Here is a 25,230-nt window from a genome sequence, read left to right on the forward strand (position 1 = left end):
CCGGCTCAGTTGCCGTAGCCGCTGGGGGTGCCGGGGGTGCCGGGGGTGGTGGGGGTGGTGGGGGTGGTCGGCGTGGTCGGCGTGGTGGGGGTGGTCGGGGTGGTGGGGGTGGTCGGGGTGGTGCCCGGGTTGGCGCAGTTGTTGCCGAAGGCGGGGTTCAGCAGGGCGATGACGTCGACCGTGTTCCCGCACAGGTTCACGGGCACGTGGACGGGAACCTGGACCACGTTGCCGGACAGGACACCGGGCGAGTCGGCGGCCGCGCCCTGGGCACCTGCGTCGGCCAGGGCCAGACCGGCCCCGCTGATCACCACGGCACCGGTGCCGAGAGCGACGGCGGCTGCCTTCGCGATGCGAGACATCACGTTCTCCTTTTATTGCTCGGTGAGTGCGGTGGCAGGACCAGCCACCGCGCAGCCCCTTCAACGGCGCGGCCCGGGGCTGGTCACGGCGATCAGTGGGGGATCACTCTTTCCACAGGGCGTTGACGCGGGCCGGTGTTAATGAGGGGCGCCGGGTGCGGCCGTCCCCCTAACCTCCGGTCATGACCACCGACACCGGTGCCGACGTCGGCACCGACACGACCGAGCGGGCCCGGCAGCTGATCGGGCTGCTGGCCGAGAAGAGCCGGCTCCGCGCCCTCGCCGCCGTGGCACTGGGCGCGGACAGCCCCGAGCGGATCGCCGAGGTGGCCGGACTGTCGGCGAAGGACACGGCGCTGGCACTGCTGCGGCTGCGCGAACAGGGCGTGGTGACGGACGGCGCGCAGGGCGGACAGGCCGTCTCCTACGGCCTGTTCCGCGAGCTGGCCCGGCAGGAGCGGCCGACGCCACGGGCCGGGGACGGGACGGACGCCGTCCTGGACACCTTCGTACGGGACGGGCGCCTGGTGCGGCTGCCCGCCCAGTGGACCCGGAAGAAGCTGGTATTGCGGCACATCGCCGAGCGGACCTTCGAGCCGGGCGTCGAGTACCCGGAGCAGGTCGTGAACGAGCGCCTGCGGGCCTGGTGCGAGGACTCCGACGAGATCGACCATGTGACGCTCCGGCGTCATCTGGTGGACCTCCACCATCTGCACCGGAGCGAAGGGATCTACCGGCGTCCGGAGGCCGATTGACGGAACGTCAAGCGGAGTTGCCCGTTGCCCGCATCGGTCCGGCCGCCGTGTGGCGCGGCCTCAGGGCAGCCGTCGTACCGGGGAACCCGTGAGGTAGGCCTGGATGTCCTCCACCGCCTGACCGTAGTACGTCGCGTAGTTGGCCCGGGACACATAGCCGAGGTGGGGCGTGGCGAGGAGGCGGGGTGCGGTGCGCATCGGGTGGTCCGCGGGCAGTGGCTCGACGTCGAAGACGTCGACACCGGCGCCCGCGATCCGTCCCTCGTGGAGCGCGGCCAGCAGGGCGTCCTGGTCCACGATCGCCGCGCGGGAGGTGTTGACCAAGTAGGCGGTCGGCTTCATCAGGGCCAGTTCGGCGGCGCCGACGAGGCCCCGGGTGCGGTCGCCGAGGGCCAGGTGGACGGAGACGAAGTCGGCGGTGGCCAGCAGGTCCTCCTTGGAGGCGGCGAGTTCCACGCCCACCTCCGCGGCCCGTTCCTCGGTCAGGTTCTGGCTCCAGGCAGCGACCCGCATGCCGAAGGCGAGCCCGACCTGCGCCACCCGGCCGCCGATCTTCCCCAGTCCGAGCAGACCGAGCCGGCGGCCGTGCAGGTCGGCGCCGACGGTGGACTGCCAGGGCCCGCCGGAGCGCAGCGTCCCGCTCTCCTCGACGATCCCGCGGGCCAGGCCCAGCAGCAGGGCCCAGGTCAGCTCCACGGGAGGCGTCGACGCACTCGCCGTACCGCACACGGTGACGCCGTGCGCCTCGGCGGCGGCGTAGTCGATGACGCTGTTGCGCATCCCCGAGGCGACGAGCAGCCGCAGCCGCGGCAGACGGGCGATCAGCGAGCCGGGGAACGGGACGCGTTCGCGCAGGGTGACGACGATGTCGTAGTCGGCGAGTGCCGTGGCAAGGGCGTCCTCGCCGTCGAGGTGCTCATGCAGTGCGACGACCTCCACCTGACCCTCGATCACCGACCAGTCGGCCGACTCGGTGGCCACACCCTGAAAGTCGTCCAGGACCGCGCAGCGAAGTCGCACGTCGTCCCTCCCTTCCCCGCGGCGACTGTACCGGCAGGTCCGGAGCCGGAGCCGGGCGCCCTACACCAGCCAAACGGAACGTGAACTGTTTCTTTCCGCCTGGTGTACAACTCTTCACCCTCTTCTTACGTCGAACTGGTGAACAGCGGCGTTTGCCCCACCACGCGCCTGCCATCCGGGAAGAGGAATCCTGCTCATGATGATCCGTCGGTTGTGTGGTGTCCTGCGCGTGCGCGGGGCGGCCGACCTGCTCCTCGTACTCCTGCTCGGTGCCGGCTTCGCCGCGCTGCCCGTCTTCGCGCTGCTGCCGTCCCTGTGGGGCTTCGCCGCGGCGTCGGCGGTGACGTATCTCGCGGACGAGGTGCTGCATTCCAGGGCTCCGGGCTTCGTGCGCAGGCTGGCGACACTGCAGCTCACCCGCCCGCTGCGGTTCGCCGTCCGCACGGTGATGCTGCTCGCGCTGGCCAGCCGGATGGACGCGCCGGACGAGGTGCTGGTCGCCGCGCTCGCCGTCTTCAGCGCCCACTTCGCGATGATGATGCTGTACACGGCGGTGCATCACGCGATCCGCCGGCGCCGGGTGCTGCCACTGGTCGTGCGCAACCTCGACATGAGCGGGCTGCCCGTCCCGAAGCAGCCGCCCGCCGTCCTCTACCGGCGCTTCCTGCGCAAGCTCCTCCACCTGGACCTGCCGGCCCACGCCGGCCTCCTCGCCGCGCTGGCCGCCGGGACCTGGGGACCTGCGTACATAGGCTTCGCGCTCACCGTCGGTGTCACCGTGGCGGGCGTCCTCGCGCTGCTGGGCCAGTACCGCAGGGTCCGCCGGATGCCCGCCCGGGACGAGGTGTTCGCCGAGGTCAACCGCCAACTCGCCGGATACCGCCCCGAGGTGGCGCTGTACTTCAGCTTCGCCTCCGTCTCCCGGGACTTCATGTACCAGGTCAACATGTGGATCGAGACGCTGGAGCAGCTCGACCTGCGCCCGGTCATCATCCTTCGGGAGCGTGCCTCGTTCCGCTATCTCAGCCGCACCTGGATCCCGGTGGTCTGCGTCCCCAAGGCCGACGACCTGGCCGAACTGGAGCTGTCCGGCGTCCGGGTCGTCCTCTACCCGGGCAACGCGGGCAAGAACGTGCACATGCTGCGGGTGGCCGAGGCCAAGCACGTCTTCATCGGCCACGGCGACAGCGACAAGCTCGCCAGCAGCAACCGGGTCAGCAAGGTGTACGACGAGATCTGGGTGGCCGGCCGCGCGGGCCGCGACCGCTACCAGCGCGTCCGGCACGCCATCAGCGACAGCGCCATCGTCGAGGTGGGCCGCCCGCAGCTCTCCCCGATCCGCCTGCACGCCGAGCACACGCCCGGCCCGCTCCCCGTCGTCCTCTACGCGCCCACCTGGGAGGGCTGGAGCGACGACGACTGCCACACCTCGCTGATCCCGATGGGCGTGCCCCTGATCGAACAGCTCCTCTCGCAGGACGTCCGGGTCATCTACAAGCCGCACCCGCTCACCGGCAAGCGCTCCGCCGAGGCGGCCGCGGCCGACAAGGCGATCCGCGAGCTGCTGCGGGCCGACAACGAGCAGCGCGGCGCCGCGGAGGCGGAGGCCGCGGTCGCCGCCGCGAAGCCCCGGCTGCAGGAGATACAGGCCCGCCTCGACGAACTGGCCGGCCGGATCGGCGGCGACGACGCCGAGCAGCTGCGCGAGGCCCGGGTGCCCGACCGCGCGGGGGCGGCCGAGTGGCAGGAGCTGCGCGCCGAGTGGCACCGGATCTTCTGGGAGAGCCGGGGCCCGGTCCGCCACAACGTGATCCTCAAGCAACTGCCCGCCCTCTACGAGTGCTTCAACCAGGCGGACATCCTCATCAGCGACGTCTCCTCGGTCGTCGCCGACTTCGTGGCCAGCCTCAAGCCGTACGTCCTCACCAATGCCCACGACCTGCCCGACAACGAGTTCCGGGCCGCCTACACCACCGCGGGCGGCGCCTACCTCCTCGACCGCGAGTGCACCCGCCTCCCGGAGATCCTGAACGCGGTACGGGCGCCGTACACCGACCCGATGACTCTCGACCGCCGCACCCTCAAGGAATACGTCCTCGGCCCGGACCACCCAACCTCCATGGAGCGCTTCAACGCGGCGGCGAACGCACTGGCGGCGCTGGCGGCGGCGGAACGCACGGAAGGGGACGAGGGGGACACGGAACTGGCGGCCTGAGTGGAGGCCCAGCCGTATTCGAGACGTCCCCGGGGCGCTCACCGCGTCGCACACGAGGCCGTCGGTGACGGCCGGCAGCAGCCGCGCCTCGACCTCCGGGTCGGGCCGCGGCCCCGGTGCGCCACGGGCACCGCGCTCAGCACCTGCCGCAGCTCGGCATGGGTCGCGGCCACGGCCCGATAGCCTGGCGATCATGGCGGATTGGGAGATACGGCCGGCGTCGATGGCGGACCTCGAGCCGCTGGCCGAGCTGCGGGCCGTGGTGATGCGGGCGGATCTGGAGCGGCTCGGGCGCTACGACGAGCGGCGGGTGCGGCAACGGCTGCGGGACAGATTCACGCCGGCGCACACCTGGGTGATCGAGGCGGGCGGCGTGTTCGCCGGCTGCGTCGCGCTGCGCCCGGCCGAGGACGCCCACTGGCTGGAACACTTCTACCTGGCCCCGCACCTGCAGGGCAGCGGCATCGGCGGGGCCGTACTCCGTGAGCTGCTGGAGCGGTGCGACCGTGACCGCACCCTGGTCCGGCTGCAGGTGCTGCAGGGCAGCCCGGCCCGGCGGCTGTACGAGCGGCACGGCTTCACCCTCGAGACCGAGGACTCGGTCGACGTGTTCATGCTCCGCGAGCCGGCCCCGGCCGCGTCCTGACCCTCCTGGGCGCCCCTGAGCATCCTGAGCTGCGAAAAGCGTCGGCACCGGGGTCGCTCAGTGGCAGCTGAACGACTTGTTGGTGAGACTCGTGCTCAATGTGCAGGTCTGACCGCGCACCGAACCGTCCGTCCGGTGGAAGGTCAGGTCCCAGGTCCCGTTGTTGTGGTGGAGTTGCCCGTAGCCGAAGACTCCCCCGAGGCGTGGCGGAGTGGCCGTGGGAGCCTCTTCCTGGGTGCGCGCATTGTGGACGGTCTGCCCTGGCGTGCCGATTTGCTGTCTCATGGCGTTGCTGTCGATCGGGCCGTCGTCCAGCGGTCCGCCCGAGGAGCCCACGGTCAGCTGGGGCGGGCGGCGGGTGTTGAAATCGAGCATCTGGTAGAGATGGATGTGCCCCGACAGCGCCAGGCGCACATTGTTCGCCAGCCGACCCAGAGAGGTGTGGGCCACGGCGTCGTCGAGGACATGAGTCGCCCATTCCACCGCGCCCTGAGCTTGACCGGCGGCTTTCACCATCCAGACCGGCTTGTGCGTGACCACGAAGAAGTCCTCGGAAGAACGCTGCTGCGCAGCCTGGTTCACGATGTCGAACTGCCGGGCGTAGGTGTTCACCTGCGCCGTGCCGCTGTCGTCGGCGGACGACGAGTCCACGGAGACGAGGTTCAGGGTGCCGGCGCGGATCGTCGCGGGCGGCGGGAAACGGCTGCACGATCCGTTACGGAGTTCGTCGGCGAGGTAGCGGAACCACGCGTCGCCGGCGCCCCCTGGCTGCGTGCAGTCTTCGTGGTTGCCCCGAGTCAACGCGACGGGCGCTGCGGCCAGTAGCGCTTCGGCGGGCCTGAAGAAGTCGGCCACGACACAGGCCCAGCTGCTCGCGTCGGTGCGCATCGTGCAGCCCGGGTTCCTCGCCTTGTCGTCCGCCCTGCCGGGGTCGTTGCGGTAGAGGTAGTCACCGGTGTGGATCACGAGATCCGGCGCCGCGCGGGCGACGCTGTCCGCGATCGGCTTGAAGGGCCAGGCGGTCGCACAGTGCTGTGCCGGGTCTGCCGGGTTCACCGGGAGCTCGCAGCCGGTGTCGCCGATGACATCGATCGTGCCGGGACGTGTGGTCGTGGTCCACGTCGGCAGGGGCAGGTGGCCGCCCGTGGGATGGAGCGTGGCCGCCTGGACCGTCCCCGGCAGAAGGTGCGCGTTGGAGGCCCCGAGGGGCACCGGCGTCTGACTTCCCGACTCGCAGACCGTGGTGGGGAAGTGCGCCCCGACGGGGGTGCTCACCCGCTGCAGGGGGACCGTCATCTGCGTCCCCAAGGTGTAGCGCACGCTGGGACACGTCTGACTCGTGTCGGTGGACACGTAACGGATCTGGGTGCCATGGCTGGTCAGTTGGGTCCACGCCCAGGCCTCGCCACTGGACCCCGTGCCGGGGGGAGGGGTGGGTCTGGGGGGAGGCGTGCGCCCGGGTGGCGGTGGCCCTGCACCGTCCGGCGCCCGTGGGGGAGTCGTCGTGGCCGAGACCGCCGTGGCCGAGACCGCCGTGGCCGAAACCGCGGTGACCAGCACGCTCGCCACGGCGAGGGCGACGATCCGATGCTTCATGTTCTGGTTCCTCCGTCGCACTGTCCTGGGCGCTGACACCTCTCGTCACCGAGGGTCACACCGGGAATCGTCACCGACGCCTTCGAGCTGTGCACCAGCACGAGGACAAACGGGTTAGGCCTGGCACCGGCCGCATACACCTCGGTCGTCCTTTTGGCACGTCACGAGATCCAGTGACGTGTCCCGGGGACGGCCGGCTGTGCCAATGGAGGGCAACGCACGGGCGGACCGGCCGCCCGGCGGTGTGAGAGGAGGACAGCCATGACTGCCCTGAACGGACTGCGCAGGATCATGCTGGTCGCCGTCACGAGTGTCGCGGCGCTGATCGGCGCCGGATCGGCCTTCGCGGCGACCGGGACCAGTGCATCGGTCCCCGACCCCTCAAAGGCCAGGGTCGCGCACAACAGCTACGTGAGGAGCGTGCTCGGCGGTACGAGCTCGCACGCGATGTACTACTACAACGTGGGCGGGTGATCCCATGGCGGCGGCTTCCGGCCGGCTCTGCCCTGAGGCGTCCGGGTTCGGGAACAGGCTTGCCTTCGGGCGGGACGCCCTGGGTTTTCTGCTCCGGCAGCGGGAGTGCGGGGACCTGGTCCGCTTCGACGACAGTCTGTACATCGTCAACTCGCCGGTCCTGGTGGAGCACGTGCTGAAGAACACCAACGGCACCTACGCCATCACCAAGGACCTCTTGGGTGAGGAGACCGACGGAAGCCGCGCCTCGGCGGATCTGGCCCGGTGGATGCAGGCCCGTCGGCTCGCCGGGCGGGGACTGAACCGCGGTGGTCTACGGGCCGCCGGAGACGGGATGGCCGCTGTGGTGGCCCGGCACGCCGAGGGCTGGCGGGCCACCGGCAGGATCGAGGCGACAGCAGCACTGGAGGAACTCAGCGCCCGGCTGATCGCCGAGTTCTGTCTGGGGCCCGAGCCCGGCAGGGTGCCCGAACTCGTGGCCCGGCTCCAGGACGCACGGCTGCCCGCCGCCGTCGCAGGAACCGGCCGGGTCTCCTTCCTCCGCAGACGGCGGCTGCGGCAGGCGGCACGCGACCTGGCGGCGGAGGTGTCACGCCTGGTCGCGGCACGTGACCCGGGAAGGGCGGGGGCGACCCAGGTGGGCGGCGCGACCCCGGTGGTCGCCGATCTGCTGATCGAGGCGTGCACCGACGGCGCCCTCACCTTCGACGGCGCGGTCAGTGTCGTCGTCGCCAACCTGTTCGCCGCGCACGAGACCACCGCCGCCGCACTGGCCTGGCTGTTTCTGCTGCTGGAGCGGCAGCCGCGGCTGCACGGGCGCGTGGTGGACGAGGTCGACCGGGAGCTGGGCGGGCGGCTGCCCACGGCGGCCGATCTGCCGCGGCTGCGGGTCACCGAGGCGGTGGTGAAGGAGACGCTGCGGATGTATCCACCGCTGTGGTACTTGGAGCGGGTCCTGGAGGAGCCGGACGTCCTCGACGGGGTTGCGCTGCTGCCGGGACAACGAGTCGCGGTCAGTCCCTTCGCGCTGCACCGGGATCCGGCGCTCTACGACGAGCCGTTGGCCTTCCACCCGGACCGCTGGATCGACCGCGCCGCGTCCCCGCGGGTGCCCGGATACACGTATGTGCCGTTCGGCGGTGGGCCGCGCATGTGTCTGGGTGCGCACTTCGGGACAGTCGCGATGGTCATCGCCACCGCCACGGTCCTCAGCCGCTACCGGCTCTCTCCGGCGCCGGACTGCACGCCCGTGTTCCACACCCGCACCATCCTGCAACCCAAGGGGCTGGTCCTGGACGTCACCGACCGCTGGACACCCATCCGCCCATGGCGGAACCGTGCATGCCGTGTTTGATGTCGTGCTGTGTCGTGGACACAGCCAAGCCGAGAGCCGACTCCTGTCTCCCCTGGGCGGTCTCCGCACTGTTCGGAGCCGCTATGGGCTGCGTCGCCTGGTCGCTGACCGTCTGGGCGCGCGCGTACTGCGACGCGGGTTACGACGCCGGCGGACGCCTGGAACTCAACTTCTTGCTCCCACTGGTCGTAGGAGCCGAAGCGCTCGTCGGGCTCGTGGCGTGGGCCGCCGGCCGACACCTGGTGCTTCGCGCGCCGACGGCGGTACGCGTCTCACTGCCGACGCTGGCGGTGGTTGGTGCGACGGTGGGACTGGCATGGTGGCTCTTCGCGACCCGAGGGACGCTGGACGGCTATCCAGGCGACTCCGGCCTCTGCCCCGTGAGCAATGTCCCGCCACAGTGGCCTGACTGGATCCCCGCCTGATCAGCCACAACCGACCTGCGGCGGCTGCGACCTGCGGCCGCACAACGGTGAGCATCGCATGAGGAGTTCGCCCCGGGGCCGGACCGCGTCCGCGTCCTACCTGTCGTGTTCGTCAGCCGTCTTCGAAGACGAAGAGCGGTTTGGCGCCGTGCGCGGGTGCTTCGGCGAACGCGATGGCTTCAGTGAAGTGTTCGAGCGGGAAAGGCCGGCCTTGGGGGATGCTCAGCACTTCATCAGCGACGAGACTTCGCACCTCGGACAGTGCGCGCAGCGCATCCGCAGGTGAAGCAGTGCCGAACCAGCGGTTCAACCAGAAGCCACGGACTGTTTTGGTCTCGTAGATGACCGAGCGTGCCTGCAGCGGGATCGTCAGCGCTGCCGGGTCGGTCTGCCGATGGGTGGAGAGAGCGCCGTAGACCACGACCTCTCCTCCCGGAGCCAATGCCTGGGACACCTGGGCACCCACGTCGCCCGCGACACAATCGGCGGCCTTGCGCACACCGGCCGGCCCTGCGAGCTCAGCCACACGCTGCAACACGTCCTCGTCCTCAGTGCAGATGACCTCGTCACCACCGAGCGCTTTGATCTCCTCAACGGCAGCGCGCCGCCGCACGACATTGATCGTGCGCATCCCCAGATGTCTGGCCAGCTGAATGACGAGCCGGCCGACGGTGGAGCCCGCGGCCGTCTGCAACAACCACTCACCGGGCTGTACGTCGAGTTCGCGAGTCACCAGGAGCAGCGCGGTCAACGGGTTGACGGCGAGTTGACAGGCGCTGGAGTCGCTCAGACGGTCGCCGACCGGCAGGAGCCTTCGTGCATCGGCGACCAGGTATTCCTGCCAAGTACCGGCCACCTGCGGCCCGGGTACCGCCGGGACGGCAACGGCCACCACGCGCTCGCCGATCTTCAGTCCCTCGGTGTCCGGGCCCAGGGCCTCAATACGGCCCACGCATTCCATGTGACCCCCGACAGCGGGGAACTCGGGAGAGAAACCGTAGCGGCCCCGCAGCACATGCAGATCACTGGCGTGAATCGGAGTCGCCTTCACGCGGATCAACGCCTGGCCGGCCTCTGGCGTGGGAACAGGCCGGGATTCCAGCCGCAGGACATCGGTCGGCTCGCCCACCATTCCGGCTACGAGCGCGCGCATGGATCGTGGCATGAGTGACCTCGTCTCTCAGCGCCCGACGAACTCGGCGGGCGCTCTGGACAGGACCAATGCCGGCGCCGGCGTCCCCTCTGGGCCTTCACCGACTCGCCCAGCATGATCATGTGAGCGCGCATGCCCTGCGAAGCCCGCCGCACGCACCGCACCCGAGAGCCCCTGGTGTCCCCGACATCACGCTAAGCGCCACCGACAGGCCCTGCAATCCAGCGTCCGACCGCCCCAGCCACAGAGGAGTCCCCCACTTCACTGCTCTCTTCCCCCTGCTTGCGTCACGTGGCCGGAGGGCCGAAGACCGTTCCTTGCGTCTTCGGCCCTCCGGCGGGGTGCGACGGCTGTGCCGGCTACGACGACGGGTGGCAGAGGGTGTGGTCGGCCTCTGCGTCACGGCACAGCCTCCAAGGCGGGCTAGCGGTGGCCGAAGTAACGGTCGTGATCCCGGTGCCGGTCGCTGTACCAGCCGTGGTGCCGGCCCTGGTCCCGGTCCCAGCCCCGGTCCCAGCCCCGGTCTCCGTCCCAGCCCCGGCTCCGGTCCCAGCCTCGGTGCCCGTCCCAGCCTCGGTCCCCGTCCCAGCCCCGGCCCCGGTCCCAGCCCCGGTCGCCGAAGTGATCGTCGTGGTGGTGGCCGCTCCGGTAACTGTGCGAGTAGCTCATCCCGTTGTCGCGGTCATGGTCGCCTCCGGCTGCCAGGGCGGGCATGGCGGCCGCGCCGATGAGGGCGCCCGAAGCCACAAAGGTGGCGATCAGGCGGACCGTCGTACGAGAAACAGACATGAATCTGTCACCTCACGTTCGTGCATACCGACCCTGGTCGGGGCCGGGCGTGCAATCCGGAATTCCCGGCTCGGTGCCGAGGTCCCACACTGTGGCCCTCCACGGCGACACCAGGTCCACGAAAGGATTCGCGTTACAAAGAGCGGATATGTCCGTAACTCTCCCTTGTATGGACCATCGGTACCGGGGGAGGGGTCCGGGTGCCGGGCTGTCCCGGCTCCGAATCATGCTGCGAGCAGGAAAGAGAGCAACTGGCGGTCCGTGACGCGCTCGGCGGTCTCGCCGCCTCAACTCCTTCGAACGGCCCAATGGCTTCCGTAACGACGGGGGGCCTCTGTTCGGGGGACCCGCCGCGGTCGGCGGCGATCCGGTCGATCGGTGGCGGGGTGCCGCCCCCCGCCAGGACTCGAACCTGCGGCCAGGCGCTTAGAGGGCGCCTTCGACACGAGCCATTCTCATCGTGCTGGCGGTGGGGTGGTGCATGCGGATGAATTTCACCTGAGGCGCGATCCAGATTTTTCGGAGTTCGGCGATCTGCGGATGTCGAGAACGTGCCACCGGCTCCGTCCCGGGGACATCAGCGGCCACCATCGGCCGCACGAGGAAGAAGGAGAAACCGGCATGGCGATTCAGCGGATGGACAACGTCGGCATCGTCGTCGAGGACATGGACGCCGCCATCGCGTTCTTCGTGGAACTCGGTATGGAGCTGGAGGGCAGGGCGGAGGTCGAGGGCCTTTTCGCCGACCGGTGCACCGGACTCGACGGCGTCCGCTGTGACATCGCGATGCTCCGGACCCCGGACGGTCACAGCCGGCTCGAGCTGGCGAAGTACCGCAGCCCCGCGGCGATCGGCGCCGGGCCGCGCAACCGGCCGCACAACATTCTGGGCACGCACCGCGTCATGTTCGCCGTCGACGACATCGAGGACACCGTTGCCCGCCTGCGCCCTCATGGCGCCGAACTCGTCGGCGAGATCGCCCGGTTCGAGGACAGCTATCTGCTCTGCTACCTCCGCGGCCCGGAGGGCATCATCGTCGGACTGGCCGAGCAATTGGGCTGAGAAGGAGGAACCGAATCATGCAGCCGAACGAAAGGCATGAGACGGACCTCGGAGCGAGGTGGGGCGGCGATCACTAGTGTGACCTGCGCGTTCCCTGTTCTGAGCGCGCATATGAGTCGCCTTCCGTCGTGACTCCTCACGTGCGGGTCGTTGCGCAGTTGCCTGCCGCCTCGTGATGAGGGCGTTTCACCGCTCGACGTTGGTGCCCATCGGGCACGTGAAAGTCAGAGGAGGCGCCAAGTCCAGCACCACGGAGTCCAGTGGCCGGCGGGCCTCTCCTCGCGCCCTGCCACGCGCTTGATGACCACTTGCTGATCCGTGAGGACGTGCACCTGGTCGCCGGGGGTGAGCATCAAGGGGTGGTCGAGCACGTAGATCGCATCTGGATCGAACCGCAGCTCGTTCAGAAGGATTGCCCTTTCGGCTGTCACCGGCTCACCCTGCAACCTCATGGAGACAGGATGGCGCATCCGAGTCGGGTGGGCACCGCCTTGTGAGTTCGGTCCACGTCCGTAGCCACCCGGTGGCCGTGGGCAGGCAAGGGGACTGGGAGAGCCGGACCGAGGCCAAGGTGCCGGCCCCGGCGGAAAATCTGGCACGAGAGTGGCACGCGAGGGGCCGTCTGCTCCTGACAAGTGGGTCTACTGATCACCGGCCGAGCCAGTCCGCCGTCGCGACCTCATTCAGCGTCCTTCTTCCCGGCCCGGGCCTCGGCGTTCCTGCGTTCCCGGCCGCGGTGGACGGCGCCCACGACGACCTTGATGGCAAGGCCGAAGATGATCAGATCGGTGAGCATCTGCACGGTGACCACCAGCCGCGCCACATCGGACTTGGGCGTGATGTCGCCGAATCCGACGGTGGAGAACACAGTGACGGTGAAATACAAGCTCTCCGTATGGGAGAGATACCCGCCGAAGCTACCGGACGACTGCGCGGCCAGCGTGACATAGGTGGCCGCGAACAGCAGCAGGAAGAACGGGATGCTGCGGGCCAGCGTCTCGACGGCCCGCATGCCCGGATGGGGGGCACGGAGGATCGAGCGGACCTGGCCGACGATCAGGACGACGAATACCGCCAGGCCGACGAGGAGCACCGTGACGGAGGTAGCCGTGGCGAAGCGGTCCAGAGGCAGCAGGTAGTACAGGGCCACCAGTGCGGCGACCGAGCCGACCACACGCAGCGTGCTCCAGACGATCTCGCGGGACGAGGGCCGGGCCTTGGCCTGGTCCCGGCGTGCCGACCCGTTCTGCGCGGTCATGACGCCCGACGCATCTTCGCGTTCGCGGCGCGGACGGACACGCCGCGCTCATGCCGCTTGCTCCCCCTGGCGCCACGCGAATGTGCCGCGTGCTCGTCTCGTGAATCGCCCCGAGCGTCGTGTGTCGTCCGCATGGTGCGCCCTCCTGGCGGTGATCACCGGGATCGGTGATCAGCTGGAGCCCCTCACGCGGCAGTAAGACATGCGTTCGGGGGTGCGGTTCCCTATCAACTGTGGCACCGCTCCCCTGGCCCGATGTAGGGCCGGAAGATCCCGGTGGTGAGAGACAGTGGCGTGCTCGTGCTGCTGGCAACCTACGCCCGGTGCGTGGAGGGGCAGCTGCCTGATGTGAAGCGGCGGCTCGAAGCTGCCGGAGATCTTCCCGAGCTGCCGGACATCGGCTGACTCTCGCGGGCGAGAACTTCGACACGTATTCGACACGGCCACCCGCGAAAACCCGGTGACAGCCGGACGGCCCCGGAGCCTTCCCCTGATCGTCGGGGGAATGCCCGGGGTCTTGTCGTGTCTAGCGAAACGTGCCCTGAACAGCAAAAAGCCCTCCCGAGCGGGAGGGCGAGGGGTGGCGCCCCCGGCAGGACTCGAACCTGCGGCCAAGCGCTTAGAAGGCGCCTGCTCTATCCACTGAGCTACGGGGGCCTGGTGCGGGACAAGGATAAAGCTCCCCGTTCCTTGACCCGGTTGCTTCGCCTCCGTGGCTCGATGTGGAGGTTCGGTGAAGCGGTCCTGATAATCGCAGGCAGGTACGAATCGTGCACCGCTTTTGGCCCCTGACGCACAGGGTGTTGTGCACTCGTTATGCCTGGACTGTGCCCGTGTCCCAGTCATCCCTTACATCCGATGTGTTCCATCGGCGCGCTGAGATGTCCATATGCTTCAGAATTCCCCTAAAATTGGGCATTCTTCGCATGTGGTGACCTTGGACGTAGGGCCTCAGCTGCTCGACACACTCTCCGCGCTGCGCGACCGTGTCGACGCCGCACGCTTTCCGCTGCCCCTGGCCGGGGCCCCACGCGCGCGTGCGAACCGCGAAGAACTACTGGCGCAGCTAGACGACTATCTGCTGCCCCGGCTGCGGGAACCCGAGGCGCCCCTGCTGGCCGTCGTCGGCGGCTCCACGGGGGCGGGCAAGTCGACCCTCGTGAACTCCCTTGTGGGGCGCCGGGTCAGCGAGGCGGGCGTGCTGCGGCCGACGACCCGCACACCGGTGCTGGTCTGTCATCCGGAGGACCATCACTGGTTCAGCAGCATGCGTGTCCTCCCCCACCTCACCCGCGTGTGGGTGCCGGACCAGGAGGCGGGTGACGACCTCCTGCTCTCCGGCGAGAACCGCGCGCGCGTGCTGCGCGTGGAGACCGCCGACACCCTCCCGCGCGGGCTCGCCCTGCTCGACGCGCCCGACATCGACTCCCTGATCGCCGACAACCGTGTCCTGGCCGCCCAGCTGATCTGCGCCGCAGACGTCTGGGTCATGGTCACCACCGCCGCCCGCTACGCCGACGCCGTCCCTTGGCATCTGCTGCGCACCGCCAAGGAGTACGACGCCACCCTGGTGACCGTCCTCGACCGCGTGCCCCACCAGGTCGTCTCCGAGGTCTCCCGTCAGTACGGCGCCCTGCTGACCAAGGCCGGCCTGGGCGACGTACCCCGCTTCACCGTGCCGGAGCTGCCGGAGTCGGCCTGGGGCGGCGGCCTGCTCCCGGCCACCGCCGTGGCAGCCCTGCGGACCTGGCTCGTCCACCACGCCCAGGACGCCACGGCCCGCCAGCGTGTCGTGGCCCGTACGGCGTACGGCCTCCTCGACTCGCTGAAGTCGCGCCTGCCCGAGCTGGCCAGTGCCGCCGCCGCCCAGTACGCGGCCGCCCTCCGGCTCACCTCCGCCGTCGAGACCGCGTACGACAGCGAGCAGGCGCGGGTGCGCGGCCGGCTGCAGTCCGGGGCCGTGCTCGCCGGGGACGCCCTCAAGCGCTGGCGCGCCTTCCCTCTCGACTGCACTCCCGGTGAGCTGCTGGACTCCCTCGTGGAGAGCCTGGCCGCGCTCCTCCTGTGCTCCGTCACCGCCGCCGACGAGCGCGTCGACGAGGCCTGGCGGCGCGAGCCCGCCGCGGGCGCCGCCGGGCTCGCAGGCCGGGATCCCTCCCTGGAGAACGCCGAGCACCGCATCGGACTCGCCGTACGGCGCTGGCGGCGCGAGTTGGAGGAGTACGCCGAGGACGAGGTACGGGAACTCGAACGCAGCATCGCGCCCGACGCCGAGATCGTCGCCGCCCTGGTCGCCACCGCGCTGCTGGGCGGGCGCCGGGCGCGCAACGCGGGCGAGAGGCTCGCCGAGCGGATCAGCGCCCACGGCGCGCTGCGGCTGCGCGACCGGGCCGGACGCCTGCTGACCGAACACGTCGACCGCGTCATGCACGCCGAACGCGAGCGGCGCCTCGCCCCGCTCGACGCCCTGGACGTCCAGGCCGAGCCCCAGGCCGAACTCATCGCCGCGCTGTCCGTACTGCAGAAGGAGAGGTGACCGGTGACCGCCGTCACTGACCACGACCACACGGACCACATGGATCACATGGAACGCATGGAACACGCGGAGGGGGCCGGGGGAGTGGAGCCCGGCCTCGGGGGCAAGGGCGAGCTGGGCGACAGCCTCCCGTCGGCGGGCGGCGGTTCCGGGGACGGCCTTCCGGGACAGGGCGGCACGGCTCCGGAGGGGCACAGTGCCGAGGCGGGTGCCGGCACGGACGCCGAAGCCAAGACCGAGGCCGAGTCCGGGGCCGGGGGCGATGCAGGGGCCGCGGAACGGGACGCCGAGACGGACCGCGGGCTGCACGCGCGCGTACCCGAGAAGCGTACGGAGAGCGACCCGCACGTGCGCGTACCGGAGAAGCGCAAGGAAAGTGAGCCCCCCGCGCGCGTACCCGAGCCGAACGGGGACGGGGAGCCGCACGCGCGCGTGAAGACCCCCGAAGCCGATGCCGGCAGTGGGCCGCGCACCCGCCCCAAGGGCGGCGGCACGCCCGACCCGGACCCCGGCCAAGCCTCCGACGCGGACCGCGACTCCGACCCCGACTCCGAATCCGAGGGCGCCTGGGACGACGGGCTCATCGCCCGGCGCGTGACGGAGAGCACCGCCGCCGCCCTCGCCGGCGAGCGTGCCTCCGTACTGGACACCCCCTCGCGCAACGCGAGCAGTCACATCCCCGCGCCCCTGGCCTACGACGGCCCCCTGCGCTCCCGTCTCGACGCCCTGCGCGAACTCGTCGGCCTCTCCCGCACCCGCCTGGACACCCGCACCCTCGCCGAGGCGGGCCGGGTGCTGGACGAGGCGACCGCCCGCCGCAAGCTCTCCGGGCGGCACACCGTCGTCGCCCTCGCGGGCGCCACCGGCAGCGGAAAGTCGCAGCTGTTCAACGCGCTTGCCGGAGTGGCCATTTCGGAGACCGGCGTTCGGCGCCCGACCACCGCGGCCCCGATCGCCTGCAGTTGGAGCGACGGCGCGGCGAGTCTCATCGACCGGCTCGGTATCCCGGGCCGGCTGCGCAGGCGCCCCGTGCAGAGCGCGGAGGCCGAGGGGCAGCTGCGCGGGCTGGTCCTGATCGACCTGCCCGACCACGACTCCGCGGCCGTGGAGCACCGTACGCAGGTCGACCGGATCCTGAAGCTGGTCGACGCGGTCATCTGGGTGGTCGACCCCGAGAAGTACGCGGACGCCGTGCTGCACGAGCGCTATCTGCGTCCCATGGCCGGCCACGCGGAGGTCATGTTCGTCGTCCTCAACCAGATCGACCGGCTGCCCGGGGAGGCCGCCGACCAGGTGCTGGACGATCTGCGCCGGCTGCTCGACGAGGACGGCGTCGCGCTCGGCGAGTACGGCGAACCGGGCGCCACCGTGCTCGCGCTGTCCGCGCTCACCGGCGACGGCATCATCGAACTGCGCGAGGCGCTCGGCGAGTTCGTGACGGAGCGCGGCGCGCCGGCCCGCCGGGTCGCGGCCGACGTGGACGCCGCGGCGGAGGAGCTGCGGCCCGTCTACGCCACCGGCCGGCGCGTCGGCCTCAGCGAGGAGCATCGGGAGGAGTTCGCCGCCCGGCTCGCGGCCGCCGTGGGCGCCACCGCGGCCGGCGAGGCCGCCGAACGCGCCTGGCTGCGCAACGCCAACCGCGCCTGCGGCACGCCCTGGCTGCGGCTGTGGCGCTGGTACCAGGACCGTGGCGGACCCACGACCGGCCGGGTCCGGGTGCGCGCCCAGACGGACGAGGAGGCCACGGCCCGCCAGCGGGTCGAACAGGCGGTCCGTACGGTCGCCGACCGGGCCTCGGCGGGGCTGCCGACGCCGTGGGCGGCGGCGGTGCGCGAGGCGGCCGCACGCGGCTCCCAGGGGCTGTCCGAGGCGCTGGACGAGCTGGCGGCGCGGGCCGGGATGCCGCCGGGACGGCCGCCGCGCCCGGGGTGGTGGCCGGTGGCCGTGCTGGTCCAGGCGGTCATGACCTTGCTGCAGGTCGTGGGCGGCCTGTGGCTGGCGGGCCAGATCGCCGGGTTCATGGCACCCAACCTGGGGGTGCCGGTGCTGCTGATGGTGTGCGGGATCGTCGGCGGGCCGCTCGTGGAGTGGGGCTGCCGGATGGCGGCCAGAGGGCCGGCGCGCCGGTACGGCTTGGAGGCGGAACGGCGGCTGCGGGAGGCGGCCTCCAGCTGCGGCCGGGCCCGGGTGCTCGATCCGGTGGCGGCGGAGCTGCTGCGGTACCGCGAGGTGCGGGAGCAGTACGGGCGGGTGGTCCGGACCGAGGCCGGGGTGGTGTGAGGCCGGGCGGGGGCGGGTGCGGCCGGCCGGGGGTGGGCGAGGGGGCCGGGGAGCACATGGGCCACTCGTACGGGTGACGAGAGTTTCCACAGGCGGGTGGCCGTCCACAGCGCTCAGCGGGCTCGGCCCGGCGGAGGCAGTCTGGTCCCACGGCGATCGCGCCGCACGTCCGGCGAGTGGAGGGCGGGCGGCGCAGGCGATCGGCGTGGCGCGTGCCGGCGTACCCGGATCGGGTGCGCCGGCACGGCAGACGCAGCCGTACGGGAGGGGCCCGTACGCGTGTCCGTCCGGTCGAAGGGCCGGACGAGGGAGGGGTTCACGATGAACGAGACCGTGGTGTGCGTGGTGGGCAACGTGGCGACGCAGCCGGTGTACCGGGAGCCGGCGGCGGGCCCGTCGGCGCGGTTCCGGCTGGCGGTGACCTCGCGGTACTGGGACCGGGAGAAGAACGCCTGGACGGACGGGCACACCAACTTCTTCACGGTGTGGGCCAACCGCCAGCTCGCCGTGAACGTGGCGGCGTCGGTGGAGGTGGGACAGCCCGTCGTCGTCCAGGGGCGGCTGAAGGTGCGCTCGGAGGTGCGCGAGGGGCAGCAGAACTGGGCGTCGGCCGACATCGACGCGGTGGCCATCGGCCACGACCTGGCGCGGGGCACCGCGCTCTTCCGTCGAGGGGCCAGGCCGGAGGCGTCGGCGGCGGTACGTCCGGAGCCGAACTGGGAGACACCTCCCGCCGAAGCCCCGGCCGATGATCCGGCCCAACAGCGCCCGGAACCAGCGGCGGTGACATGACGTGAGCCGAGCCGCCGGCTCCGTCGACCGCTCCATCGACCGCTTCACCGGCGCTGCCGGCGCCCTGGCCTGCGTCCGGACCGAGCTGCGGCTTGTCGGCACGTCACTCCGAACACCCCCACCGAATCGGTGGATTTGTCGATAAGCCCAGCTCGTATCTCGTCCAGGCGATAACGATTCCGGATCGGATCGGCTATCAGACGATCTGACCGGCAAGGCGAGGTCCGCGTGATCCATAGGATGCCGGGCATGCCCCTCGGGGCCGCCGATTCTGCTGGTGGGACCGTCCCCCACGTCCAACGGGTCCTGCTCGAAGGGGAATTCTGTGCTTGCTGCGTTCTCTGGGTTTCCTCGATCCGCCCAAGTGGCCCGCCTCGGCGCCGTGACGCTGGTGTCCGGCCTGGTGGCGGCGAATGTGCTGGCCGGCTCCGGCGTGGCCGCGGCAGACGAGAGACCGGAGACCCAGGGCGGTGCGACGGCCACGATCAACGGTCTGAAGACCTACGGCGAGGCCGTGATCCACGAGGACGGCGGCGACCAGCGGGTGGCCGCGGGCCTGTTCGAGATGTCCGTGGACGACGGCGGCACCCTGCAGACGTACTGCGTCGACATCCACAACCCCACCCAGCGCGACGCCCGCTACCAGGAGACGCCCTGGAGCGGCACCTCGCTGGGCACCAACAAGGACGCCGGCCGGATCCGCTGGATCCTGCAGAACTCCTACCCCCAGGTCAACGACCTCGCCGCCCTCGCCCGGAAGGCGGGCGCGAGCGGACTGACCGAGCAGGACGCGGCGGCCGGCACCCAGGTGGCCATCTGGCGCTACTCGGACGGGGCGAAGGTCGACGCCGTCGACCCGCAGGCCGAGAAGCTCGCCGACTACCTGGAGAAGAGTGCCCGCGGCAGCGCCGAGCCGCAGGCCTCGCTGACTCTGGACCCGCCCGCGGTCTCCGGCCGCCCCGGTGATCTGCTCGGCCCGGTGACCGTGCACACCAACGCGGACAGCGTGACGGTGGGCCCGCCCACGGACCTGACCGGCAGCGGGGTGCGGATCATCGACAGGACCGGCAAGGTGATCACCTCGGCGAAGAACGGCAGCGAGCTGTACTTCGACATCCCCGAGGGCGCGGATGACGGGTCGGCCCAGCTGAGCGTGCAGGCGTCGACCACCGTGCCGGTGGGCCGTGCCTTCGCCTCCGAGAGCCGCAGCCAGACCCAGATCCTGGCCGGCTCCAGCGAGTCCACGGTCTCCGCGACCGCGAGTGCCACCTGGGCGGACAAGGGCGCCATACCGGCGGTGTCGGCCCGGAAGAACTGCGCCAAGGGCGGCGTGGACATCACCACGGCCAACAAGGGCGACCAGCCCTTCACCTTCGAGCTGATGGGAGCCGAGCACACGATCCCGGCGGGGGCCACCCGCACGGTGACGGTCCCGCTCCAGGAGGACCAGCCCTACGACTTCACGATCACCGGCCCGAACGGCTTCAGCCACCGCTTCACCGGCGTCCTCGACTGCCGGACCCAGGGCGCGCTGACCACCAAGAGCACCCAGACCCTCAGCGAGCCCAGCCCCGCCACGGTCGGCGGCAACACCACCCCGCCGGACACCGACCTCGCCGCCACGGGCGGCTCCGCGATCACTCCGATGATCGCCGGAGTGGCCATCGGTCTGGTGGTGATCGGTGGGGCTGCCCTGGTCATCCTGCGGCGCAAGGAGACGCCCACGGGGGAGTGACGGACCCCGCGGTCTGCCGCGCCCGCCCGGCGACCTGCGGCAGGATTGAGCCGTGCCAACCAAGTCGGACAAGATCGAGCTGAGCGAACACGAACTTCGTGAGATCACGGGTTACGCGGCCGAATGTGCGCGCAGGGCGCTGTCGATCTTCGAAGGAAGCCTTCCTGCCGACACCCGCCCCCGCGACGCCATCGACGCGGCGGACGCCTTCGCCGGGGGCGGCCGGCGCACGGGGGCACTGCGGCAGACCGCCTGGGCGGCGTTCAGAGCGGCTCAGGAGGCCGCTTCGCCCGCGGCGGTCGACGCGGCCCGAGCGGCCTGCCACGCGGCCGGTGCGGCGTTCCTCCATCCCCTGGCGGACGCTCATCAGGTGAAGCACATCCTCGGTGCGGCGGCGCATGCGGCGCGAGCCGAGGAGCTGGCATCCGAGGAACCGGCATCCGAGGACCTGCCCGTCGCCGCGGGGACGCTTGAATGGGCGCGTCGTCACGCACCGGCGGCGGTCACCGAGGTGCTCGGCCGGCTGCCCGCGGCGCCTCCCGGAGGCGGGCGAGTGGGAGAGTTCATCCGCGATCTCGACGCCGCCCTCCGCTCCTGAGAAACCCCCAGGTCAGGGCGATCTGCCCGATCGGACTTCCCCACAGGGTCGGTCGCCGGAGCAAAGCGGGAGAGTGTTCCAGGCCACCCCCGCGGCAAAAGAAGCTGACACACAGGTAAAGTCCGACCACCTATTTGGAGAACATCCGTGTGCATCGGCTTCCAGTCCGCGGTCGTCTGACCGCGCCGGTCAGCAAGTCAGTGCCCAGGGATGTTGAGTTGCCTGGAGCCCGCGAAGTGTCATCGCCCCTGCCCGCTCGGTTGCGTACCGCAGCGGCACGCCTCCTCCTGCCCACGGTGCTCGCTCTGTCGTACGCCGGCCTGGCAGTCGGCGCCTTCCTCCCGAGTGTCCCCCTGCTCGTGGCCTCCGCCGTTGCCGGACTGCTGGCTGACATGGCCATGCACCGTTGGCAGCGGAACATGGCCTCGGCCCTCGGGAAGCTGCACGCGACGGTGTTCGTGCGCCAAGTCGTGCGGGATCTTCTGCTGGTGGCCGGCCTGATCCGGATCGAGGACCAGGACTACGAGACGAAGTACCTGGCTCTCGTCTGCGGTCTGCTGGTCTTCTACTCCCTGCACTTCGCCTGCCAGGCGCTCGCGATTCTCGTCCGCCGGTCCCGCACCCTGCCCGTGGTGACCCGGAACATCGACGCCTCGCCGCTGCGGCTGACGCCCGCCCCTCCGGCGCTGCTGATGAACCGCGCCGGGCAGCGGCTCCTGATGTTCGGTCTGCCCTCGACGGCCGGCCTCCTGGCCACCGCGGCGGGCGCCTCGGCCTGGGCCGCCGCCGCGGGCATCGCCGTGTCCGCCGCCTTCGTGGTGGTGGCCGTCGGCATGCTGCTGGTGCGGCTGCTGCCGGCCCGCAGGCCGGCGACGAGCGAGCAGGCGCTGGAGTGGTTCGAGGCCTGGCTCGCGGAGTACCAGCCGACGGTGGGCATGTACTTCTCCGGCGGTACCAGCTCGGCCTACCAGGCGAACATGTGGCTGGAGCCGCTGGCCCGACTGGAGGGCCGTCCACTGATCGTGCTCCGTGAGCGCTTCATGGTGCGGAAGATCGCGTCGACCGACATCCCGATCGTGTGTCTGCCCAAGGTCGCCGACCTGATGCGGCTGGAGCAGTCCACGCTGAAGATGCTGATCCACCCGTCGAACTCGGGCAAGACCTCGCAGGTGCTGCGGATCCCCACCATCAAGCACGCCTTCGTCAACCACGGCGAGAGCGACAAGCTGTCCAGCTGCAACCCCTACGCGAAGGCGTACGACGAGGTGTGGGTGGCCGGTCCCGCGGCGCGCGAGCGGTACGCCCTGGCGAACGTGGGTGTCGACGACCGGGACGTCGTGGAGATCGGACGCCCGCAGCTGGACGCGATCGCGCCGTACGCCGGTGCGCCGACGGACCCGTACACCACGGTTCTCTACGCCCCCACGTGGGAGGGCTGGGACGGAAACCCGGGCAACACCTCGATCATCGAGGCCGGCGAGAACATCGTCCGCGCGCTCCTGGCCGACCCCGGGGTCCGGCTCCTGTACAAGCCGCACCCGCTGACCGGTTCGGTCGTTCCCCAGGCGGGAGCCGCGAACGCCCGGATCCAGGAGATGATCCGCGCCGCGAACGCCGTCCGCGCCGCGGAACACGCCGGTGAGCGACCGGCGCCCTCCGCGGCGGCTGAGCTCGCCGACCGGACCGCCGAACTCGACCGGCTGACCACGTCCTCGTTCCGGGCGAGCGCGGACGACGCGGAGCGGATGACGCTCCAGTCGGTCCCGGAGCCCGGCCGGGCCGAGGCCGTGGCCGCCGCGACCGCCGCCTGGGAGACCGCGTTCTGGGCCTCGTTCCCCGCGTGGGAGCACCAGATCGTCACCGGGGCGCGACCGAACGTCTACGCCTGCTTCAACGTGGCCGACGTGCTGGTCAGCGATGTCTCCAGCGTCATCTCCGACTATCTGGAGAGCGAGAAGCCCTACGCCGTCGCCAACACCAGCGGCCTTCCCGAGCAGGACTTCCGCGCGGCCTTCCCGACGGTCCGGGCGGGCGCCGTCCTCGCACCGGACGCGGCCGGCATACCGGCCCTGCTGGAGTCCGTGCGCCACCCCGAGAAGGACGCCTACGCCGAGGCCCGCACCGAGCTCAAGCTGCACCTGCTGGGCCCCTCCGACCCGCCGTCCGTCGTCCGCTTCAACGAGGCGGCCCGGGCACTGTGCGCGGAGGCCGACGAACACCGGGCGAGCATGGCGGTGCGCGCCCTCCCGGTGATCCCGACGCAGCGGGACGCCGGGGCGACGCTGGACAGCGAGCACGCCAAGGGCTGAGTCCCCGGAGCGGCTACGCCGGACCATCCGGTCCGAGGGGCCGTCACACCCGCAGACCTGGGGTGTGACGGCCCCTCGGCCGTTCCGGGAAACCCCAGGTCAGCGGCGCCCGCCCGGACTGGTTTCCATCCAGGGCTAGCGGTCAGGCAAGATGGGGTGTATCTGCCCACTGCCAGATTCAAGCTGCCGGACGGTTTCTCTTGGCTGAGTTCATTTACACCATGCGCAAGGCGCGCAAAGCGCACGGCGACAAGGTGATCCTCGACGACGTCACCCTGAGCTTCCTGCCGGGAGCGAAGATCGGTGTCGTCGGCCCGAACGGTGCCGGTAAGTCGACCGTGCTGAAGATCATGGCCGGCCTCGAGCAGCCGTCCAACGGTGACGCGTTCCTGTCGCCGGGCTACAGCGTGGGCATCCTGCTGCAGGAGCCGCCGCTCAACGAGGCGAAGACGGTCCTGGAGAACGTCCAGGACGGTGTCGCCGAGGTCAAGGGCAAGCTCGACCGGTTCAACGAGATCGCCGAGCTGATGGCGACCGACTACTCCGACGCGCTGCTCGACGAGATGGGCAAGCTGCAGGAGGAGCTGGACCACGCCAACGCGTGGGACCTCGACGCCCAGCTGGAGCAGGCCATGGACGCGCTGGGCTGCCCGCCCGGCGACTGGCCCGTCACCAACCTCTCCGGTGGTGAGAAGCGCCGCGTCGCGCTCTGCAAGCTGCTGCTGGAGCAGCCCGACCTGCTGCTCCTCGACGAGCCCACCAACCACCTCGACGCCGAGTCCGTGAACTGGCTGGAGCAGCACCTCGCCAAGTACCCGGGCACCGTCGTGGCCGTCACCCACGACCGGTACTTCCTCGACAACGTCGCCGGCTGGATCTGCGAGGTCGACCGTGGCCGCCTGCACGGCTACGAAGGCAACTACTCGAAGTACCTGGAGACCAAGGCCACCCGTCTGAAGGTCGAGGGCCAGAAGGACGCCAAGCGGCAGAAGCGGCTCAAGGAAGAGCTGGAGTGGGTGCGGTCGAACGCCAAGGGGCGTCAGGCCAAGTCCAAGGCCCGTCTCGCGCGGTACGAGGAGATGGCCGCCGAGGCCGACAAGATGCGGAAGCTGGACTTCGAGGAGATCCAGATCCCGCCGGGCCCGCGCCTGGGCAACGTCGTCGTCGAGGTCGACAAGCTGAACAAGGCCTTCGGTGAGAAGGTCCTCGTCGACGGGCTGAGCTTCACCCTCCCGCGCAACGGCATCGTCGGCGTCATCGGCCCGAACGGCGCCGGCAAGACCACGCTGTTCAAGATGATCCAGGGCCTGGAGACCCCGGACTCCGGCGACATCAAGGTCGGCGAGACCGTCAAGATCTCCTACGTCGACCAGAGCCGCGAGAACCTCGACCCCAAGAAGACGCTGTGGGAGGTCGTGTCCGACGGGCTCGACTACATCAACGTCGGACAGGTCGAGATGCCGTCCCGCGCGTACGTGTCCGCGTTCGGGTTCAAGGGGCCGGACCAGCAGAAGCCGTCCGGTGTCCTCTCCGGTGGTGAGCGCAACCGCCTCAACCTGGCCCTGACCCTCAAGCAGGGCGGCAACCTGCTGCTCCTCGACGAGCCCACCAACGACCTCGACGTCGAGACCCTCAGCAGCCTGGAGAACGCGCTGCTGGAGTTCCCCGGCTGCGCCGTGGTCGTCTCCCACGACCGGTGGTTCCTCGACCGCGTCGCCACGCACATCCTCGCCTACGAGGGTGAGTCGAAGTGGTTCTGGTTCGAGGGCAACTTCGAGTCGTACGAGAAGAACAAGATCGAGCGGCTGGGCCCGGACGCCGCGCGCCCGCACCGCGCCACCTACAAGAAGCTGACCCGGGGCTGATCGATC

Annotated in this window: 21 protein-coding genes and 1 tRNA gene; 14 read left to right on the plus strand and 8 right to left on the minus strand. The window is 70.7% G+C overall.

Annotated elements, in window-relative coordinates; all coding sequences use genetic code 11:
• Positions 1-5 precede the first annotated feature (5 nt).
• Positions 6-362 carry a chaplin gene (locus ACIRVH_RS04445; RefSeq protein ID WP_403948108.1) on the minus strand — a complete coding sequence of 119 codons (357 nt, stop codon included), beginning with the start codon at positions 360-362 and terminating at the stop codon, positions 6-8.
• A gap of 182 nt (positions 363-544) precedes the next feature.
• Here ACIRVH_RS04445 and ACIRVH_RS04450 point away from each other — a divergent pair, with 182 nt between their 5' ends.
• Positions 545-1,117: a DUF2087 domain-containing protein gene (locus ACIRVH_RS04450; RefSeq protein ID WP_403948109.1), complete on the plus strand. Its 573-nt coding sequence runs from the start codon at positions 545-547 to the stop codon at positions 1,115-1,117.
• Between the two features lie 60 nt (positions 1,118-1,177).
• Here the strand turns inward: ACIRVH_RS04450 and ACIRVH_RS04455 are convergent, their stop codons facing one another.
• The gene (locus ACIRVH_RS04455; RefSeq protein WP_403948110.1) at positions 1,178-2,137 is read right to left on the minus strand and encodes a D-2-hydroxyacid dehydrogenase family protein; all 960 of its coding nucleotides are present in this window, start codon (positions 2,135-2,137) and stop codon (positions 1,178-1,180) included.
• A 196-nt stretch (positions 2,138-2,333) separates the two neighbouring features.
• Here ACIRVH_RS04455 and ACIRVH_RS04460 point away from each other — a divergent pair, with 196 nt between their 5' ends.
• Both ACIRVH_RS04460 and ACIRVH_RS04465 read left to right on the plus strand, forming a co-directional pair.
• Positions 2,334-4,352, plus strand: a complete 2,019-nt coding sequence (locus ACIRVH_RS04460) for a hypothetical protein (RefSeq protein WP_403948111.1) — start codon at positions 2,334-2,336, stop codon at positions 4,350-4,352.
• 193 nt (positions 4,353-4,545) lie between these two features.
• Complete coding sequence (locus ACIRVH_RS04465; RefSeq protein ID WP_403948112.1) at positions 4,546-4,998, plus strand: GNAT family N-acetyltransferase; 453 nt, start codon at positions 4,546-4,548, stop codon at positions 4,996-4,998.
• Between the two features lie 57 nt (positions 4,999-5,055).
• Here the strand turns inward: ACIRVH_RS04465 and ACIRVH_RS04470 are convergent, their stop codons facing one another.
• Positions 5,056-6,594 carry a metallophosphoesterase gene (locus tag ACIRVH_RS04470; RefSeq protein WP_403948114.1) on the minus strand — a complete coding sequence of 513 codons (1,539 nt, stop codon included), beginning with the start codon at positions 6,592-6,594 and terminating at the stop codon, positions 5,056-5,058.
• 261 nt (positions 6,595-6,855) lie between these two features.
• Between ACIRVH_RS04470 and ACIRVH_RS04475 the strand changes: the two genes are divergently transcribed.
• From ACIRVH_RS04475 to ACIRVH_RS04485, 3 genes are read left to right on the plus strand one after another with little or no spacing between them, the layout of a single operon-like run.
• The gene (locus ACIRVH_RS04475; protein ID WP_403948116.1) at positions 6,856-7,068 is read left to right on the plus strand and encodes a hypothetical protein; all 213 of its coding nucleotides are present in this window, start codon (positions 6,856-6,858) and stop codon (positions 7,066-7,068) included.
• Positions 7,069-7,072: 4 nt separating this feature from the next.
• Complete coding sequence (locus ACIRVH_RS04480) at positions 7,073-8,422, plus strand: cytochrome P450 (RefSeq protein ID WP_403948117.1); 1,350 nt, start codon at positions 7,073-7,075, stop codon at positions 8,420-8,422.
• A 14-nt stretch (positions 8,423-8,436) separates the two neighbouring features.
• Positions 8,437-8,847, plus strand: coding sequence for a hypothetical protein (locus ACIRVH_RS04485; protein WP_403948119.1), 411 nt, complete (start codon positions 8,437-8,439; stop codon positions 8,845-8,847).
• A 112-nt stretch (positions 8,848-8,959) separates the two neighbouring features.
• Here ACIRVH_RS04485 and ACIRVH_RS04490 read toward each other — a convergent pair whose 3' ends face one another.
• Positions 8,960-10,000: a zinc-dependent alcohol dehydrogenase family protein gene (locus ACIRVH_RS04490; protein WP_403948120.1), complete on the minus strand. Its 1,041-nt coding sequence runs from the start codon at positions 9,998-10,000 to the stop codon at positions 8,960-8,962.
• 423 nt (positions 10,001-10,423) lie between these two features.
• Positions 10,424-10,789, minus strand: a complete 366-nt coding sequence (locus ACIRVH_RS04495; RefSeq protein WP_403948121.1) for a hypothetical protein — start codon at positions 10,787-10,789, stop codon at positions 10,424-10,426.
• A gap of 621 nt (positions 10,790-11,410) precedes the next feature.
• Between ACIRVH_RS04495 and ACIRVH_RS04500 the strand changes: the two genes are divergently transcribed.
• Complete coding sequence (locus ACIRVH_RS04500; RefSeq protein ID WP_403948123.1) at positions 11,411-11,851, plus strand: VOC family protein; 441 nt, start codon at positions 11,411-11,413, stop codon at positions 11,849-11,851.
• 224 nt (positions 11,852-12,075) lie between these two features.
• Here ACIRVH_RS04500 and ACIRVH_RS04505 read toward each other — a convergent pair whose 3' ends face one another.
• The 3 genes from ACIRVH_RS04505 to ACIRVH_RS04515 all read right to left on the minus strand — a co-directional run bounded on the left by ACIRVH_RS04505 (position 12,076) and on the right by ACIRVH_RS04515 (position 13,766).
• Positions 12,076-12,303 carry a hypothetical protein gene (locus tag ACIRVH_RS04505; protein WP_403948125.1) on the minus strand — a complete coding sequence of 76 codons (228 nt, stop codon included), beginning with the start codon at positions 12,301-12,303 and terminating at the stop codon, positions 12,076-12,078.
• A 227-nt stretch (positions 12,304-12,530) separates the two neighbouring features.
• The gene (locus ACIRVH_RS04510) at positions 12,531-13,109 is read right to left on the minus strand and encodes a potassium channel family protein (RefSeq protein ID WP_403948127.1); all 579 of its coding nucleotides are present in this window, start codon (positions 13,107-13,109) and stop codon (positions 12,531-12,533) included.
• A 581-nt stretch (positions 13,110-13,690) separates the two neighbouring features.
• Positions 13,691-13,766: transfer RNA gene (locus ACIRVH_RS04515), tRNA-Arg, on the minus strand.
• A 271-nt stretch (positions 13,767-14,037) separates the two neighbouring features.
• On the opposite strand from ACIRVH_RS04515, the gene ACIRVH_RS04520 reads away from it, so the two are divergent.
• The 7 genes from ACIRVH_RS04520 to ettA all read left to right on the plus strand — a co-directional run bounded on the left by ACIRVH_RS04520 (position 14,038) and on the right by ettA (position 25,224).
• Positions 14,038-15,645 (plus strand): dynamin family protein, encoded by a 1,608-nt coding sequence (locus tag ACIRVH_RS04520; protein ID WP_403948128.1) that lies wholly within the window; start codon positions 14,038-14,040, stop codon positions 15,643-15,645.
• 39 nt (positions 15,646-15,684) lie between these two features.
• A complete protein-coding gene (locus ACIRVH_RS04525; protein WP_403948735.1) occupies positions 15,685-17,925 on the plus strand; it encodes a YfjP family GTPase in 2,241 nt (746 codons plus the stop codon).
• A gap of 321 nt (positions 17,926-18,246) precedes the next feature.
• Positions 18,247-18,717 (plus strand): single-stranded DNA-binding protein, encoded by a 471-nt coding sequence (locus tag ACIRVH_RS04530; protein ID WP_403948130.1) that lies wholly within the window; start codon positions 18,247-18,249, stop codon positions 18,715-18,717.
• Positions 18,718-19,042: 325 nt separating this feature from the next.
• On the plus strand, positions 19,043-20,452 hold the full coding sequence (locus ACIRVH_RS04535; protein ID WP_403948132.1) for a Cys-Gln thioester bond-forming surface protein: 1,410 nt from the start codon (positions 19,043-19,045) through the stop codon (positions 20,450-20,452).
• Positions 20,453-20,504: 52 nt separating this feature from the next.
• Positions 20,505-21,050 carry a putative immunity protein gene (locus ACIRVH_RS04540; protein WP_403948133.1) on the plus strand — a complete coding sequence of 182 codons (546 nt, stop codon included), beginning with the start codon at positions 20,505-20,507 and terminating at the stop codon, positions 21,048-21,050.
• Between the two features lie 236 nt (positions 21,051-21,286).
• Entirely contained in the window at positions 21,287-23,359 is a 2,073-nt protein-coding gene (locus tag ACIRVH_RS04545; RefSeq protein ID WP_403948135.1) for a hypothetical protein, read from the plus strand.
• Between the two features lie 200 nt (positions 23,360-23,559).
• Positions 23,560-25,224 (plus strand): energy-dependent translational throttle protein EttA, encoded by a 1,665-nt coding sequence (gene ettA, locus ACIRVH_RS04550; RefSeq protein ID WP_403948137.1) that lies wholly within the window; start codon positions 23,560-23,562, stop codon positions 25,222-25,224.
• The last annotated feature ends 6 nt before the right edge of the window (positions 25,225-25,230 follow it).

This window comes from Streptomyces sp. NPDC101165 (assembly GCF_044768135.1).
In the GTDB taxonomy this organism is placed as follows: Bacteria; Actinomycetota; Actinomycetes; order Streptomycetales; family Streptomycetaceae; genus Streptomyces.

What these genes read in the sequence shown, in the direction of transcription:
- ACIRVH_RS04495 (WP_403948121.1), bottom strand. Translation starts at nt 10,789, where the DNA reads ATGTCTGTTTCTCGTACGACGGTCCGCCTGATCGCCACCTTTGTGGCT.
- ACIRVH_RS04465 (WP_403948112.1), top strand. Translation starts at nt 4,546, where the DNA reads ATGGCGGATTGGGAGATACGGCCGGCGTCGATGGCGGACCTCGAGCCG.
- ACIRVH_RS04530 (WP_403948130.1), top strand. Translation starts at nt 18,247, where the DNA reads ATGAACGAGACCGTGGTGTGCGTGGTGGGCAACGTGGCGACGCAGCCG.
- ACIRVH_RS04470 (WP_403948114.1), bottom strand. Translation starts at nt 6,594, where the DNA reads ATGAAGCATCGGATCGTCGCCCTCGCCGTGGCGAGCGTGCTGGTCACC.
- ACIRVH_RS04445 (WP_403948108.1), bottom strand. Translation starts at nt 362, where the DNA reads ATGTCTCGCATCGCGAAGGCAGCCGCCGTCGCTCTCGGCACCGGTGCC.
- ACIRVH_RS04480 (WP_403948117.1), top strand. Translation starts at nt 7,073, where the DNA reads ATGGCGGCGGCTTCCGGCCGGCTCTGCCCTGAGGCGTCCGGGTTCGGG.
- ACIRVH_RS04475 (WP_403948116.1), top strand. Translation starts at nt 6,856, where the DNA reads ATGACTGCCCTGAACGGACTGCGCAGGATCATGCTGGTCGCCGTCACG.
- ACIRVH_RS04450 (WP_403948109.1), top strand. Translation starts at nt 545, where the DNA reads ATGACCACCGACACCGGTGCCGACGTCGGCACCGACACGACCGAGCGG.
- ACIRVH_RS04505 (WP_403948125.1), bottom strand. Translation starts at nt 12,303, where the DNA reads ATGAGGTTGCAGGGTGAGCCGGTGACAGCCGAAAGGGCAATCCTTCTG.
- ACIRVH_RS04525 (WP_403948735.1), top strand. Translation starts at nt 15,685, where the DNA reads ATGGATCACATGGAACGCATGGAACACGCGGAGGGGGCCGGGGGAGTG.
- ACIRVH_RS04460 (WP_403948111.1), top strand. Translation starts at nt 2,334, where the DNA reads ATGATGATCCGTCGGTTGTGTGGTGTCCTGCGCGTGCGCGGGGCGGCC.
- ACIRVH_RS04500 (WP_403948123.1), top strand. Translation starts at nt 11,411, where the DNA reads ATGGCGATTCAGCGGATGGACAACGTCGGCATCGTCGTCGAGGACATG.
- ACIRVH_RS04490 (WP_403948120.1), bottom strand. Translation starts at nt 10,000, where the DNA reads ATGCGCGCGCTCGTAGCCGGAATGGTGGGCGAGCCGACCGATGTCCTG.
- ACIRVH_RS04510 (WP_403948127.1), bottom strand. Translation starts at nt 13,109, where the DNA reads ATGACCGCGCAGAACGGGTCGGCACGCCGGGACCAGGCCAAGGCCCGG.